The 16,021-nt window shown below is 41.7% G+C and carries 15 protein-coding genes; 2 read left to right on the forward strand and 13 right to left on the reverse strand.

Features of this window, described 5'->3' with window-relative positions; genetic code table 11:
- Positions 1-19: 19 nt before the first annotated feature.
- The gene (locus HPK16_RS16990; protein WP_281368030.1) at positions 20-154 is read right to left on the reverse strand and encodes a hypothetical protein; all 135 of its coding nucleotides are present in this window, start codon (positions 152-154) and stop codon (positions 20-22) included.
- Positions 155-161: 7 nt separating this feature from the next.
- Positions 162-827 (reverse strand): Crp/Fnr family transcriptional regulator, encoded by a 666-nt coding sequence (locus HPK16_RS07920; RefSeq protein WP_181676453.1) that lies wholly within the window; start codon positions 825-827, stop codon positions 162-164.
- Positions 828-1,377: 550 nt separating this feature from the next.
- Here HPK16_RS07920 and HPK16_RS07925 point away from each other — a divergent pair.
- The gene (locus HPK16_RS07925; RefSeq protein ID WP_181676454.1) at positions 1,378-2,082 is read left to right on the forward strand and encodes a Crp/Fnr family transcriptional regulator; all 705 of its coding nucleotides are present in this window, start codon (positions 1,378-1,380) and stop codon (positions 2,080-2,082) included.
- Positions 2,083-2,772: 690 nt separating this feature from the next.
- Here the strand turns inward: HPK16_RS07925 and HPK16_RS07930 are convergent.
- Complete coding sequence (locus HPK16_RS07930; protein ID WP_246369346.1) at positions 2,773-4,365, reverse strand: immunoglobulin-like domain-containing protein; 1,593 nt, start codon at positions 4,363-4,365, stop codon at positions 2,773-2,775.
- The gene (locus tag HPK16_RS07935) at positions 4,256-8,086 is read right to left on the reverse strand and encodes an immunoglobulin-like domain-containing protein (protein ID WP_181676456.1); all 3,831 of its coding nucleotides are present in this window, start codon (positions 8,084-8,086) and stop codon (positions 4,256-4,258) included. The genes HPK16_RS07930 and HPK16_RS07935 overlap by 110 nt, the downstream gene beginning before the upstream one ends.
- Positions 8,087-8,722: 636 nt before the next feature.
- On the opposite strand from HPK16_RS07935, the gene HPK16_RS07940 reads away from it, so the two are divergent.
- A complete protein-coding gene (locus HPK16_RS07940; RefSeq protein ID WP_181676457.1) occupies positions 8,723-9,424 on the forward strand; it encodes a cyclic nucleotide-binding domain-containing protein in 702 nt (233 codons plus the stop codon).
- Positions 9,425-9,497: 73 nt separating this feature from the next.
- On the opposite strand, the gene HPK16_RS07945 is transcribed toward HPK16_RS07940, so the two are convergent.
- The 9 genes from HPK16_RS07945 to rpmJ all read right to left on the reverse strand — a co-directional run bounded on the left by HPK16_RS07945 (position 9,498) and on the right by rpmJ (position 16,004).
- Positions 9,498-10,814, reverse strand: a complete 1,317-nt coding sequence (locus HPK16_RS07945) for an MFS transporter (protein ID WP_181676458.1) — start codon at positions 10,812-10,814, stop codon at positions 9,498-9,500.
- Positions 10,815-10,883: 69 nt separating this feature from the next.
- The gene (aroD, locus tag HPK16_RS07950) at positions 10,884-11,651 is read right to left on the reverse strand and encodes a type I 3-dehydroquinate dehydratase (RefSeq protein ID WP_181676459.1); all 768 of its coding nucleotides are present in this window, start codon (positions 11,649-11,651) and stop codon (positions 10,884-10,886) included.
- Between the two features lie 14 nt (positions 11,652-11,665).
- Positions 11,666-12,529 carry a shikimate dehydrogenase gene (locus tag HPK16_RS07955; protein WP_181676486.1) on the reverse strand — a complete coding sequence of 288 codons (864 nt, stop codon included), beginning with the start codon at positions 12,527-12,529 and terminating at the stop codon, positions 11,666-11,668.
- A gap of 126 nt (positions 12,530-12,655) precedes the next feature.
- The gene (locus tag HPK16_RS07960; protein WP_181676460.1) at positions 12,656-13,318 is read right to left on the reverse strand and encodes a VIT1/CCC1 transporter family protein; all 663 of its coding nucleotides are present in this window, start codon (positions 13,316-13,318) and stop codon (positions 12,656-12,658) included.
- Between the two features lie 294 nt (positions 13,319-13,612).
- Positions 13,613-14,020, reverse strand: coding sequence for a 50S ribosomal protein L17 (gene rplQ, locus HPK16_RS07965; RefSeq protein ID WP_036060310.1), 408 nt, complete (start codon positions 14,018-14,020; stop codon positions 13,613-13,615).
- Positions 14,021-14,047: 27 nt separating this feature from the next.
- Positions 14,048-14,992, reverse strand: coding sequence for a DNA-directed RNA polymerase subunit alpha (locus tag HPK16_RS07970; protein WP_036071402.1), 945 nt, complete (start codon positions 14,990-14,992; stop codon positions 14,048-14,050).
- A 94-nt stretch (positions 14,993-15,086) separates the two neighbouring features.
- Positions 15,087-15,476: a 30S ribosomal protein S11 gene (gene rpsK / locus HPK16_RS07975; RefSeq protein WP_036060306.1), complete on the reverse strand. Its 390-nt coding sequence runs from the start codon at positions 15,474-15,476 to the stop codon at positions 15,087-15,089.
- A 30-nt stretch (positions 15,477-15,506) separates the two neighbouring features.
- Positions 15,507-15,872: a 30S ribosomal protein S13 gene (gene rpsM, locus HPK16_RS07980; protein WP_036060303.1), complete on the reverse strand. Its 366-nt coding sequence runs from the start codon at positions 15,870-15,872 to the stop codon at positions 15,507-15,509.
- An 18-nt stretch (positions 15,873-15,890) separates the two neighbouring features.
- Positions 15,891-16,004, reverse strand: coding sequence for a 50S ribosomal protein L36 (gene rpmJ, locus HPK16_RS07985; RefSeq protein ID WP_003156543.1), 114 nt, complete (start codon positions 16,002-16,004; stop codon positions 15,891-15,893).
- Positions 16,005-16,021: the final 17 nt, after the last annotated feature.

Below are 16,021 nucleotides of genomic sequence, written 5' to 3' on the forward strand. Positions count from 1 at the left end.
ATCGTTCTTGTTCCCTTTGTTAGTTGTTGAATGTGTCATTATATTTTTCAATCTCCTTCAAATTTGGTTTTTTTTGCTTTTCGTTCTGCTTTCTTACTACTTCTATCGATGTCGCTGCCTGTTCCCAAGCATCACCGCCCTTCCAGTTTTTCATTTATCTATCATACATGGGCTACCTCTTTCTTATTCAAAATGAATCGGTGCTCATCTATTTCAAAGATACCTTCCATTTCTAATTGCTTACAAAGACGTGAAATATGTTGACGGGAGGCTCCCATGTAATTCGCAATAATCTGTTTTGCGAAAATTTTCGGTAATTTTATTTGATTAAGACAGTCTTCTCCGTATAGTCCTCCTAAGTGAGTCAATATTCCAATCAATTGTTCTTTTGTATCAAGTGTTAGCAACGTATATTTTTCTAATAGTTCCATATTCATCATTTTCATATAGTGATAGAGATAGAATGCGCCTTCTTGAGAGTACACCAGTTTACTTATCACTTCTTCCTTTGAAAAACGCCAAGCTACTGTATTTGTTAAAGCGATCACACTAACAAATGATTCTTCGTTTCCCATTATATCGCTAATACCGACAATATCATGTTTACCAATAAAGCTCATCGTATGCCCTTGTCGCGACGATTCACAAATACCAGCTTGAATAAAATATATGGAATCTTGTACTTCATCTTCCGAACAAAGTATCTCTTTTTTATTAAAAAAAACTTTTTCTCTGTCGATCGGATAATAATTTTTGTCAGACAGCACTTTCAATAATTGTGTACTACTAAACGCTTGTTCAATAACACCTTTATCAAAGAGTTCCAAATAACTAATAAGCCTTCACTCCTCTCTTCACTGCCTTTCGCTATATTTATCTTATCATGTACTTTTTTACGTTGATGGAACTTATGAGACGGAAAATACATTTCTTTTCGTACATTTTGTGACGCGTATTTTTATTTTTCATGTCTAACTAATATGTTCTATTACGACTAGCTTGCCTCTTATTTGGGTAGTTATAATAGAGACGAAGCGCGTTGTGTATATTTCATTATTCCGTTTTTCTCTTGTTTTCTAGAATGTTTCTTTTCGATGAACCTAGTATATCTTGCTTTGTATTTTTCTGCTTTTTAAGTGTGATACTGATAAAATTCCACAAAAGTCCTACCATACCTAAATCAGTATGCAAAGCTCTTTTTTAAATTTCTAAATACGTAAAAAAACGAAAATAGGCTCTATAACGCCTTCTTTTTGAACTTTTTGTGAACAATATAAAAAGCATCAAATTTCGCTACACCACACCTTTTTTGGTACTGATAAGCTTTATTGATACTTTTAAAGGTATGATGTTAACTTAAAAAAGGGGATGATATATATGTATAAGAAAACCGAGTTAGAATCCTACGCTTCCTTTTCCAACATTCTAAAAATCCTGAAATCCGATAAAAATTTCAACCAATTTTGTACGCAGCATCGAGTCGCTAAGGGGACTAGCCTCACGATAGACGACAATAGAAAAATTTGCTATCTATTAGAAAGTGGATATTTGCAGCAGCGTTTTATTGGGGAAGATGGCGTGAGTAACTATTTCATCAATTTTCCTGGTGAGTTCGTAACCTTGCCTATTATAGAAGAACATATCCCTTACGAGACGAATTTTTCTTTTTTATCAGACGCTGTTTGGTGGGAAATTGATTTTGAGTATTTGCGAGGGGTATTACGAACAGAAGATCCAAAAAATTTCATCATACTTCAATTTGCAGTAGAATCACGCTACCGGCTTTATACTTTAGCGACCATGCGTAAAATGGATGCAGAAAAACGCGTCATTTTTACGTTACTCCGATTGGCTCGTTTCGGCATGCGGGTGAAGGAAGATCAAAGGGAACTGCCTTTATTCACAAGCTACGCGGTTATTGCTGATATGTCCGATACATCAAAAAGCTACACAACAGCAGTACTGGCCAAACTGCGTAAACAGGACATTCTCGTCTCTCAAAACGCGCCCTGGATTATCAAGAAAATGGGTGTGCTTCGAGATATTCTTGGTACGGATATTGAAGAGAAGCCACCTTTTTAAGCAAATAAAAGGTATGACCCATTAATGGTTAAGGACGTATCACTCATACAGCGCAGAGTTCACAATACAGTAGCAATTATCCCCAAACGACAATAAGAAAGTATAAGGCTATTTCTAGCGCGAACTGAATAGGAAATCCTAATGATAATACACGCTTGAAAGCTTTCTACAAAACGCAAAAAAAGAGCTTATCCATGATGCCAACTTTGGCAATCCTGAACAAGCTCTCTTAGAAATAGTGAACCACATCGATACCTACTACGACACAAATCGAATGTAGCCTTCTCTACCATTTCTCTCCGGCCGAATGTGAGAGGAAATTTGCTTAAGTTCTCTTACCTTTATGTCCGCTTTTTCTTGACAACTCCAAAACAAACTATGGCGTTCTAAGTATTTTTAGTCAAAATAAAATTCGCTTAGACCTCTGCGGTTAAATACGGAAATACATGATGTATGAATACTGCTTTAAAACAACTCGGAGAAGAAGCAGATTATCCGATTCCAAGAGAAGCGATACTAGAACCCGTGTAGTTGCTAGATCGTACTCTTTTTGGCATCAGGACTAAAAAAAGCCCCCAAAAGTTAAGCAAAATAGCTAACTTTTGGGGGCTTTATACATCATCAGATTTTGATACGTAAATTCTTACTTAGAGAACTTGGTCGTGAATCTTTTTGACAAGTATCCCTTTCTTACGCTTTACGCATTATTTTTTTCGACTTTTTCTTGCCTAAAGCTAGGAATCCTGCTGCCATAGCACTCAATAATACGCCAAACAGTGTTGCAGTTGTTGTTTCTGTATCTCCTGTTTTTGGTAGTTCATGTACGTCAGAAGTTGCTGGCGTGATTTTTACTGGTTTTTCAGTAGTTGGCTGTGCAGGGACACTTGGAGTTGCTGGTTTTGCTGGTATTTCAACGCTCGGTTTTGTAGGAGCACTTGGTGTTGCTGGTTTTGCTGGTGTTTCAACGTTCGGTTTTGTAGGGGCACTTGGTGTTGTTGGTTTTGCTGGTGTTTCAACGTTCGGTTTTGTAGGAGCACTTGGTGTTGTTGGGTTCTCTGGTGCTAATACCGGCGCTGCCAACACTTCAATTGTGCGTGTATATGTGGTTGTATTTCCATCACTATCGGTGACAGTATACACAATTTCATATGCGCCAGCTTTATTCATGTCTACATTGTTCTTGATGATTTGTACTAAACCTGTGATATCTCCATCTTCTGCATCTGTTGCTTGGATTGCTTCCATTGGATCAAAAGCTGCACCTTGTTGTACTTGCGTTTTGTCTTCACCTGTGATGACTGGCGCCTCTGTCACAATGACTGTACGTGTAAATGTCGCTTCATTTCCATCTGCATCGATGACTTTGTACGTTACTTTGTAGCTGCCTGGTTTGCTTGTGTCTACGTTGTTACTTTCTACGGTGATGTTTTTTGTTAGATCGCCATCTTCTTTATCTGTTGCTGCTATGCTGCTCATCACGTCAAATAGGCTGTTTGGATTTACTTTTGTTGTCGCTTCTCCTGTGATAACTGGTGCTTCTGTTACGATAATCGTACGTGTGAATGTCGCTTCATTTCCGTCTGAATCAATGACCTTGTAAGTCACTTCGTAGTTACCTGGTGTTTTTGTGTCTACGTTGTTGCTTTCTACTGTGATGTTTTTTGTGATGTCGCCATCTTCTTTATCTGTTGCTTTCATGCTGCTCATCGCGTCAAATAGGCTATTTGGATTCACTTTTGTTGTTGCTTCTCCTGCGATAACTGGTACTTCTGTTACGACGACTGTACGTGTGAAAGTTGCTTCATTTCCGTCAGAATCGATGACCTTGTAAGTCACTTCATAGTTGCCTGGTATTTTTGTGTCTACATTGTTGCTTTCTACTGTGATGTTTTTTGTTAGATCGCCATCTTCTTTATCTGTTGCTTCCATGCTGCTCATCACGTCAAATAGGCTGTTTGGATTTACTTTTGTTGTTGCTCCTCCTGTGATAACTGGTGCTTCTGTCACGATAACTGTACGTGTAAATGTCGTTTCATTTCCATCTGCATCGATGACTTTGTACGTTACTTTGTAGCTACCTGGTTTGCTTGTATCTACGTTGTTGCTTTCTACGGTGATGTTTTTTGTTAGATCGCCATCTTCTTTATCTGTTGCTTCCATGCTGCTCATCACGTCAAATAGGCTGTTTGGATTTACTTTTGTTGTCGCTTCTCCTGTGATGACTGGCGCTTCTGTCACGATAACTGTGCGTGTAAATGTCGTTTCGTTTCCGTCCGTCCGCATCCACAACTTTGTAAATCACTTTGTAGCTACCTGATTTGCTTGTATCTACGTTGTTACTTTCTACGGTGATGTTTTTTGTTAGATCGCCGTCTTCTTTGTCTGTTGCTTTCATGCTGCTCATCACGTCAAATAGGCTGTTTGGATTCACTTTTGTTGTTGCTTCTCCTGTGATAACTGGTACTTCTGTTACGATGACTGTACGTGTGAAAGTTGCTTCATTTCCGTCAGAATCGACGACCTTGTAAGTCACTTCGTAGTTGCCTGGTGTTTTTGTGTCTACATTGTTGCTTTCTACAGTGATGTTTTTTGTTAAATCGCCATCTTCTTTGTCTGTTGCTTTCATGCTGCTCATTGCGTCAAACAGGCTATTTGGATTTACTTTTGTCGTTGCCTCACCTGTAATAACTGGTGCTTCTGTTACGATCACTGTACGTGTGAATGTCGCTTCGTTTCCGTCTGAATCAATGACCTTGTAAGTCACTTTGTAGCTGCCTGATTTGCTTGTGTCTACGTTATTGCTTTCTACAGTGATGTTTTCTGTGATATCGCCGTCTTCTTTATCCGTTGCTTTCATGCTGCTCATCGCGTCAAACAGGCTGTTCGGATTCACTTTAGTCGTCGCTTCTCCTGTAATGACTGGCGCTTCTGTCACGATAACTGTACGCGTAAATGTCGCTTCGTTTCCGTCTGAATCAATGACCTTGTAAGTCACTTTGTAATTACCCGGTGTTTTTGTGTCTACATTATTGCTTTCTACAGTGATGTTTTTTGTGATGTCGCCATCTTCTTTATCTGTTGCTTTCATGCTGCTCATTGCGTCAAATGTACTATTTGGATTTACTTTTGTTGTCGCTTCTCCTGTGATGACTGGCGCTTCTGTTACGATAACTGTACGTGTAAATGTCGCTTCATTTCCGTCTGAATCAATGACCTTGTAAGTCACTTTGTAGCTACCTGATTTGCTTGTGTCTACGTTGTTGCTTTCTACAGTGATGTTTTCTGTGATGTCGCCATCTTCTTTATCCGTTGCTTTCATGCTGCTCATCGCGTCAAATAGGCTGTTTGGATTTACTTTTGTTGTCGCTTCACCTGTGATGACTGGTGGTTCTGTTATGATAACAGTTTGTGTGAAGGTAGCTGTATTGCCATCTGAATCTGTCACACTGTATAGAATTTTGTAAGTGCCTGGTGTATTAATATCCACGGTAGATGACACGACTTTAATCTCATCCGTAAGATCACCATCTTCTTTATCCGTCGCCGTTAATAGAGCTTTACCGTCTACTAATTGACCTGGATTACTAGTGATAGTTGCTTTTCCTGTGATAACTGGTGGCTCTGTTACAATGACCGTACGTGTGAATGTGCCCTTGTTGCCATCTGAATCTACTACAGAATAGGTGACGTGATATGTTCCTGGTACGCTTGTATCGACATCATTGCTCACTACTTTAATAGCACTTGTCAAATCACCATCTTCTGTATCGTTCGCCTTCATCGTACTTTTCGGATCGAAGGTAGCTCCTGGATTTACTTTTGTAGTCGCATCTCCTGTGATAATAGGTGCTTCCGTCACAATCACGGTACGCGTAAACGTCGCTTTGTTGCCATCGCTATCCGTCACACTATAAGTCACGTGGTAAGTCCCAACAGTACTTGTATCGACATCATTCGTTACAACTTGGATACTATCTGTCAAATCGCCATCTTCTTTATCCGTCGCTTCCATTGTACTTTTCGGATCAAAAGTCGCATCTGGATTCACTTTAGTTATCGCATCTCCTGTGATGACTGGCGCTTCTGTTACGATGACAGTACGCGTGAATGTTGCTTCGTTTCCATCTGAATCAATAACTTTGTACGTTACTTCATAGTTGCCTGGTGTTTTTGTATCGACGTTATTGCTTACCACAGTGATGTTTTCTGTGATGTCGCCGTCTTCTTCATCAGTTGCTTCCATGCTGCTCATCGCGTCAAACAGGCTGTTCGGATTCACTTTTGTCACGGCATCACCTGTAATCACTGGTGCCTCTGTTACGATAACTGTGCGTGTAAAAGTGCCTTCATTGTCATCTGAATCTTTCACAGAATAAGTGACATGATACGTTCCTGGTGTACTTGTATCGACATCGTTACTTACTACTTGAATTTCGCTCGTCAAGTTACCATCTTCATCATCCGTTGCAGACATCGTGGACATCGGATCAAAGGTACTATTTGGGTTTACTTTTGTCACGGTATCACCTGTGATTGTTGGAGCCTCGTTACTGCTTATGTCCGTATAAACAGTATTGGATTTAGTCGTATATGTTTTGTCTGTTAGCCCCGTATCTTGATGTGTCACAGTCGTTTGCGTCGGAATAGCGGTTCCTGAAGCGATCGCCTTAACATCGAAAGTAACCTTGCTAGTAGCACCATTTTGAATATTTCCAACCGGTACCGTTAACGTTTTTGTCGAAGCGTCATATGATGCTGTCACTGCCACACCATCCACCATGACAGTGTCCTCTTGATATTCCATTTCTTCTGGAATCTGTATCGTCATGTCCGTACTTTGAGAAGCCATTCCACCTGTATTTTCAATAACAAATTGTGGTTTATACGTTTTATTAGCTTGCATAACAGTTGGCATTCCGTTTTCCACAGCCAGTACGGATGGTGCTATCACTTTGATAGACGTATCTGTACTATCCGCCGTATAAACATCCTCATCAAAATTTTCATCGTTATAGGTCACTGATGTATCTGGTGTCGCTGCGGTTGCAATAGTCTTCCCTGTTAATGGAATCGCGATATCAGCTTCTGCATCTTTGTCTAACGTACCAACAGAAAAAGTCAATGTACGTGTCGCAGCATTGTATTGTTCATTCGATATCGTAGTGTTACTTGACGATAAACTACCTGCTGTATAGGTCAGTTCTTCCGGTATCTTGACAGTCACTGTATTGTTAGCAGCCGGCATACCACCTACATTGGCAACATGTACATTATAATCCACCGCTTGCGCTATTCTAGTAAAACTTTGGGAAAATTCCCCGCTGACCTCTAATTCTGATGGTACTGCAAATCGTACATTATCCAGAAAATTACCTTGAGCTTGATTACCACCAGCAGCACTTACCGAACGGAATTGAAAACGTGTAGTTGTTTGACCTGCTGGAATCGTATATGTTCCTGTGTATAGGCCCCACTCGAATCTATCGTCGACCATGTTCGCTTGTTGTACCAGCGTACCATTTGGTTTCCCAAACTCTACCAAGGCAGTATCCTTTCCTAGTCTTCCTTTATGATAGACCTGCCAACGCACCTTTGTTCCTGGCGTTGTTGGGATATCTTGATACAAAGCAGCCGGCTGTGTTCCATTTAATTCTGCCCATTGTTTTCCAAAAGGAGTTGTTACATTTGGCAAACCAGCATCCTCATTGAAACCATTTTTCAAAATATCAATAAGATGATCCGACGCAGTTGTATGCCATCCTGGTACTTCTGTTTCATTAAACGTCGTAAAATTATGAACGGCTGCTGGATTGACCAGTGGATTCTCAAAATCACCATTTATTAAAGCTGGAACCTCTGTTTTACTAGAGATTGTTGTTCCCACCAGTGTAGTAGATGTTGTTTCTTCCGCTTGGGCCAATACATTATACGGCACGTTAACTCCTGATATAATTGTCGACGCAATAATAGCACCTGTTACTATCTTAATCGTTGCTTTTTTCATTATAAAATGACTCCTCTACATTATATTTTATACCAATCAAAATGAACGCGTAACTATCTCTCTGCTCCCATAAATAAATTCACTGCACCTATTTAGGACTTATACAATGTTAAAATAATCGCCTATACTACGATTGGCGACAAGCAAGATGTATCTCTTGTTAGCACACTGCATCAGTTACCATCAATGTCGCAATGTTTAATCTCTCCACGGTTGAGTATATCAGAGAACGTAGAAGCATATCCGATACGAATGCAATTTTTACTCCTCTTTATTTGTACGTTCTGTTACAACTTACAAATAAACATTTTTTCGTTTGTTTATCGAGTAGCACGTCTTGCTGTTGAAACTAGTATACCACCATAGCCCCTCAGCCACTTTCCAGCCATAAAAATCGGTAGGTCAAATGTTATACTCACTTACCCCTGAAATTTATCTACACATACTCCCCTTAATCCAAATAAAAATGTATGTACCAAGTGTGGTATAATTTATTATATAATATGTGAACATTTCCTGTTTTGCATTATACGAATAAACGTGTCAATATCTGAACGTTTTTACCAAAATGGTACTATTTCGAAACTTTTTGTTCGCGAGAGATAGAGACTATAATAACGAAGGGAGGGGCCTATTATGTACAGACGAGAAGACTTTGAAACATTCAGCTCCATTCAAAACATTATTAAGCTCCTAAAAAAAGACAGTGCATTTAATGAGAACTGTTTTCAGGAGCGCCTTAAAAAGGGCAGTGTTGTCGAATTCGATACTTCCTTCAGGGGCGATATTTATATTATAGAATCCGGTTTTATCAAACTTAACATTGATCGAGATTACGTGAATGCTTTCCAATTCATTCTTAGCCGCAGTGACATCCCATTGCTAAGGACCTTCACCGAAGATAGTCCTCACCAATTTGTCTGCTCAGCGCTAACTAACGTGATTTGGTGGAAAATAGATTACGATTTCTACAAAAAAATTATGCTCATAGAAGATCCCAAGAATATGCTGCTTATTCATCAGCTAGAAAAAAAACAAAAAGAGCTAAACACCAACTACATAAAAGGTGTACTTAACTCGCGTAAACGTATTTTATTCACGATTTCTCAGCTAATGGAGTACGGCATCTATCCTAGTAATAACCGTCTTGAATTACCGAAATTTCTAACCTACTCCTTACTAGCAGAACTATCCAACACATCCAGAAGCTACGCAGCCGACATTCTCCAAGATCTACGAAAACGAGATATCTTCTATTTTCAAAATAAGCCTTGGGTCATCAACGACGTGAAGCAGTTCAAGGAGATTCTAATTGAAGAAGGCGTCCCACTAATTTAGAGTACACACAAAAAAGCTAGCAGGAAATTGATCTGCTAGCCTTTTTTGCCATATTATCCGTCTGCACTAAAAATCAGTCCAAAATCACCTTTTTATCCTCATCCGGAATTTTTTCAATACGACCTAAGAACACCGTAATCGATAAAATCCCAATCAGCATCACGACGCCCGCCACAACGAAAGCAATCGAAAAGCTTCCCGTCGCGCCGACGATAAACCCAGTCACAATCGGAGCTGCAATCGCCGTTAAATTCCCAATAAAGTTCATAAATCCGCCAACCGTCCCAACCGAACCATTCGGCGCCAAAATCGACGGCATCGACCAATTTATCGTAGATGCGATACAAATTCCCGACACCGCAATGCTAAAATATATAATCGCCGTCTGCGTATCCTTCGTCGTTGCAGCCCCAATCACCGCGAGCCCAAGCAACATCCCAATCGTCAGAAATAATTTCCGAACCTTCGACGGATCAAATCCCCGCTTAATTAGAAAATCAACGAGAAGTCCTCCAATCAGGATACTAGACAACGCACCGCAAGCCCATGGAATCGCCGTATATAATCCCGATTTCATAATATCCAAATGAAGCTCCCGCATCAAATAGTTCGGCAACCACGTCAAAAACAAGAAGAACGAATAATTATACGCCGCCGCCCCAATCGCCAATGCCCACAACTTCCGCTGCTTCATCAAGTACACCAAGCCACTTCCCTCACCCGGCGCGACCTGTCTTTGCACATCGCTCGACTGAATATAATCCAGCTCCTCCTTCGAAAGCCGCGGATGCTCCTCAGGGTCCCGATACAGCATCCAAAACCAAACACAGTACACAATACTAATCAGCGCCGTCACAAGAAAAGCCTCACGCCAGCCCCATTTTGCAATAATAAAAGCCACCATCGGCACACCAATCACATTCGATAGCTTCGAGGACATATCAAACATCGCCGTCGCAAACCCACGTTCCTTCAGCGGAAACCAGTATCCCGTCGCCTTCGAAGCCGCACTAAACGCCGGAGCCTCCGCCACACCAAGCGATAATCTCAAAATAAATAATGGCAATAACCCACTAATAAACGCCGTAAGTCCCGTCGCAAAAATCCAAACAATCGAACAAACCCGATTCAGCCACTTCACCCCAATTCGGTCCAGCACCACACCCATCGGAATCTGCATCAACGCATACGTCCAGGAAAAAGAAGATAATAAAATACCAAACATCGCCGGCGAAATGCTAAGTTCATCCATCAAAACTTGGCCTGCAACCGTCAAATTAATCCGATCAAAATAGTTCACCAAACACCCGAATCCAAGCAATAAGCCGATCCAATATCTAAATTTTTTCTTTGTTGTGATAACTTTCCCTAATTCTATCTGCTTCTCCATCCTTTTCCCTCCCAGTCTCACTAATGAAGTCAAACCTCTCGCGAAAAATTTCTCCCAAGAGGCACTTACCTATCCATTCAAACTTTTATGCAACAACGTCAACACTTGGCGCAACTCATCCACCGGAACCTGTCCAGGCGCTGAAACCTTTTTGGCCGCTCCAAACGTCAAAGCCGATCCAAAAATTTCTCCAGCCAAGCGCGAAATAACACCCGTTCCCGCCATCGACATCGTAATAATCGGACGATCCGCATACTTTTCACGCATCGTATTCGTCGCACTAAGCAACGTCAAGACATCCGCCGCCGATTGTGGCATCACCGCAATTTTAGGCAAATCCGCGCCTATTTCCTGCATCTTCACGAGCCGCGATACAATCTCATCCTCACTCGGCGTCTTATCGAAATCATGATTCGACATAATCACCTTCGCACCCGCCCCGTGCACAGCCGCCACAAGTTGCGCCACTTGCCGCTCACCCGTAAACAGCTCCACATCCACGATATCCGCCATGCCAGTCGCCGCAATTTCCCGATTCAGAGCCACATAACTCGCCACCGAAAAATCACGCTCACCGCCCTCTTTCGCACTCCGAAACGTGAAAATCAGCGGTATCTCCTTCAAAATCCCCCGAATCTCACGCAACATCTCCTTCACTTTCAACGTGTCCGCGACGTCCTCATAAAAATCCACACGCCATTCCACGACATCCAAGTCAACTTCCACCAACATCCGCGCTTCCTCCACTAATTGCGCCGCCGTCTCGCCGACCATAGGAACGCAAATACTAGGCGCACCCTCACCAATCACGACACCTCTCACTACAACAGTCCTCATATCCGCTTCCCCTTTCAAAAAAGTAACGCCTTTATATCCTCGACCGGCATTTCTTCCCCAGTCCAAATTTCAAAAGCCTTCGCACCCTGCCATAACATCATTCCGAGGCCATTCACCGTTGTACATCCAACCTCATCCGCCATCTCTAACAAGCGCGTTTTCGCAGGCACATACACGACATCCGACACAATCAAATCAGGACACAAATACGACACATCCGGCACAACACTCTGCCCCACAAGCGGCTTCATCCCAACCGAGGTAGCATTAACAAAAATAACACTCGTCCCAATCTCACTCCGTAGCGCCTCCAAATCCGCCAAATCAAAAAGTCTCACCTTACAATCCGTCTTCGCATTAATATCACGCACCATCTGCTCCCCACGCTCGTAAAACGCATCCCTCCGATTAAAAATCGAGATTTCCTTCACGCCATCAAGCGCCGCCTGAATACAAATCGCCGTTGCAGCACCACCAGCGCCCGCAATCGTCATTTTTTCCCCGATAATATCAATCTCAGCTTCCGCGAGTGCCCGCATATATCCCGTTCCATCCGTAATATGCCCCGTCAAAACGCCGTCATCATTCACAACCGTATTCACCGCGCCCGCAAGTTCCGCAGCAGGAGACAACTTATCCAAATGCCCCTTCACCAACACCTTATTTGGCATCGTCACATTGCATCCACGAATCCCCATTGCCCGAAACCCCTTCACAACATCTCCCAACTGCTCCGTCCCAACATCAAACGCCAAATACACATAATCCAATCCCAATTTTGCAAATGCCTCATTATGCATTTTCGGTGATAAACTGTGAGAAATCGGCGTACCCAATAACCCAATCAACTGCGTCTTCCCAGAAATCCGCTCCGTCATACTAAAAACACCCTTCCTCATTATGTATACTATTCCTTTGTCAGCAAAATCAGTAAATTCATCCGACTCCACAATCATACCAGAAACAGCCACCATTTTTCCAGTCACTTTATCTAGTTTTTCCTATTAAACACCAACAAGCGTCCCAACACCATACGTCACAAGCATCGTCAACATCCCAACAACCATGTTCCGCAGCACCGCATTCCGCTTCGGCGCCTCCCCTAAATAAGCACTAACATACCCCGTCAAAGCAAGCGCAATCAAAACCACCACAAACGTAAAACCAATCCGAATCCCCGGTGGCAACAGTAAAATCGTAAGTAGAGGCAGAATCGCACCCAAAGAAAAAGAGATCAAAGAAGACAACGCTGCCTGCCATGGATTCGCAAAATCGTTCAGTTGCAAGCCAAGTTCTGCCTCCGAATGCGCCGCTAGTGCATCTTTTTCCATCAGTTGCGTTGCTACCTGCTTCGCTAAATCCGCCGACAATCCCTTTTCTATATAAATATCCGCCAATTCTTCCAGCTCACCATCATAATCATTCGCCAACTCCAATTTTTCCTTATCAATAACCGCTTCTTCCGTGTCTTTCTGCGTACTAACCGAAACGTATTCCCCACCAGCCATCGACAAAGCTCCAGCTACAAGCCCTGCAACCCCAGCAATGAAAATCGTCCCCACATTCGTCGTCGCACCAGCCACACCAATAACAATACCAGCGACAGAAACAATCCCATCATTCGCTCCAAGCACACCCGCACGTAGAATATTTAGCTTCTGACTCATCGTCGAATTCTTCAAAAACGCATCACCTCATCCTATAAATCATTATATCGGACTAGAACCATTTAAACAAGAAAGCGTAGCAGCTAGGATCTGGACGCACAAAAAAGACTTACCAGATAACACCGATAAGTCTTTTTTGCATATGTAAAATCGTGAATAAGGGTCTCCCCTTGATTCACAACAAAAAAAAGCCTGCGCTTCTCTCCACGCTTTTTGCGAGAGAGAAGACACACAGAGCTAGACAAAGTCGGCGAACCGCTCTATCATAACACTCCACTTGCTTTAACACATGAATTATACTAATTCAATGATAACCATTGGTGCGCCATCACCGCGACGAGGACCTTTTTTCATGATACGAGTGTATCCGCCTTGACGTTCCGCGTAACGTGGAGCAACATCATCAAATAATTTTTGTAAAGCGTAAACTGGACGATTTTTTGTCACAGTGTTACCATCTTTATCTTTCACTTCTTTTTGTACCACGTTAACAACTTCGTGACGTACAAAAGCAGCTGCTTGACGACGAGAATGCAAGTCTCCTTTTTTACCAGAAGTGATCAATTTTTCAACGACAGAACGAATCTCTTTAGCTTTCGCTTCAGTTGTTTCGATACGTTCGAAAACGATTAAATCAGTCGCTAGATCACGTAGCAATGCTTTACGTTGCGATTTAGTACGACCTAATTTTCTGTAACCCATGGATTTCCCTCCTTCACAAAGTAAAAATTAATTTTCGTTTCGTAAACCTAAGCCAAGATCAGACAGTTTCACTTTAACTTCTTCTAAAGATTTACGACCCAAGTTACGAACTTTCATCATATCATCCTCAGATTTGTCAGCTAATTCCTGTACTGTATTGATTCCAGCGCGTTTCAAACAGTTGTAAGAACGAACAGATAAGTCCAATTCTTCAATTGTCATTTCAAGCACTTTCTCTTTATGGCTTTCTTCTTTTTCAATCATGATTTCCGCTTTTTGGGCTTCATCTGTTAAATCAACAAAAATATTCAAATGCTCTGTAAGAATTTTTGCTCCCAAGGAAACAGCTTCTTCAGGGCTAATACTTCCGTCCGTTAAAACGTCAAAAGTTAGCTTATCATAATTCGTGGATTGTCCAACACGCGTTGTTTCCACTTGATAGTTAACACGGATAACCGGGCTAAAAATCGAATCAACTGGCAACACACCGATTGGCATATTTTCACGTTTATTTTGATCCGCAGGCGTATAACCACGACCACGTGCCGCATTAAGGCGAACATGGAATTTCGCGTTATCACTAAGAGTACAAATGTGAAGATCTGGATTCAGAATCTCAACATCGCTATCATAGTTAATATCGCCAGCAGTCACTACCCCAGGACCTTGCATATCAATTTCCAAAGTCTTATCATCTTCGGCATACACTTTAAGTGCAAGTTTCTTGATATTCAAAATCATGCTTGTTACATCTTCTACTACACCTTCGATTACAGAAAACTCATGTAACGCTCCATCGATTTGGATAGATGTCACTGCAGCACCAGGAAGAGAAGATAACAGAATACGACGTAAGGAGTTACCCAAAGTTGTACCATATCCACGCTCTAGTGGCTCTACAACAAACTTTCCATACTTGGCATCATCGCTGATCTCAATCGTCTCGATTTTCGGTTTTTCAATTTCGATCATTCAAATTTACCCTCCTTCAAAACGTCTCTTTGGCTAAGATCCTTATGAAGAATCTCGTGACAATAGTTCAAAGTTGCGAACAAAATACGACTACTTAGACACGACGACGTTTTGGAGGACGACATCCGTTATGAGGAACTGGAGTCACATCTTTAATAGCAGTTACATCAAGACCTGCCGCTTGAAGAGCACGAATCGCTGCTTCACGTCCTGAACCTGGTCCTTTAACTGTTACTTCCAAAGTTTTCAAACCATGTTCTTGTGCAGCTTTTGCACACGTTTCAGCCGCTAATTGCGCCGCGAAAGGTGTTGATTTACGAGCGCCTTTAAAGCCTAAAGCTCCAGCACTTGACCATGCTACTGCATTACCGTGCATGTCAGTAATCGTTACAATTGTATTATTGAATGTAGAACGAATGTGTGCAATACCAGCTTCGATATTCTTTTTCACACGACGTTTACGAGTATTAGTTTTACGTACCATTCACAAACTACCTCCTTTACTTACTAATAATTATTTCTTCTTACCTGCGACCGTTTTTAATGGGCCTTTACGAGTACGTGCGTTATTCTTCGTGTTTTGTCCACGAACTGGTAGACCACGACGATGACGCATGCCACGATAAGAACCGATTTCGATCAAACGTTTGATATTCAAGTTCACTTCACGACGAAGATCACCCTCAACCTTAATTTTGTCAACTAGTTCACGGATTTTACCAAGTTCTTCTTCAGTCAAATCACGAGTACGAGTATTTTCAGAAACACCTGCTTCTTTTAATACATCTTTAGCCGTTTGGTTACCGATACCATAGATGTAAGTCAAAGATATTACGATACGCTTTTCGCGCGGAACATCAACACCTGCAATACGTGCCATTTATAAAAGCACCTCCTCTTATCCTTGTTTTTGTTTATGTTTCGGATTTTCACAAATTACCATTACTTTACCTTTTCTGCGAATAACTTTACATTTCTCACAGATTGGTTTTACTGATGGTCTTACTTTCATGTAGATATACCTCCTTG

Origin of the sequence: Paenilisteria rustica (assembly GCF_013820765.1) — a bacterium.
In the GTDB taxonomy this organism is placed as follows: domain Bacteria; phylum Bacillota; class Bacilli; order Lactobacillales; family Listeriaceae; genus Listeria_A; species Listeria_A rustica.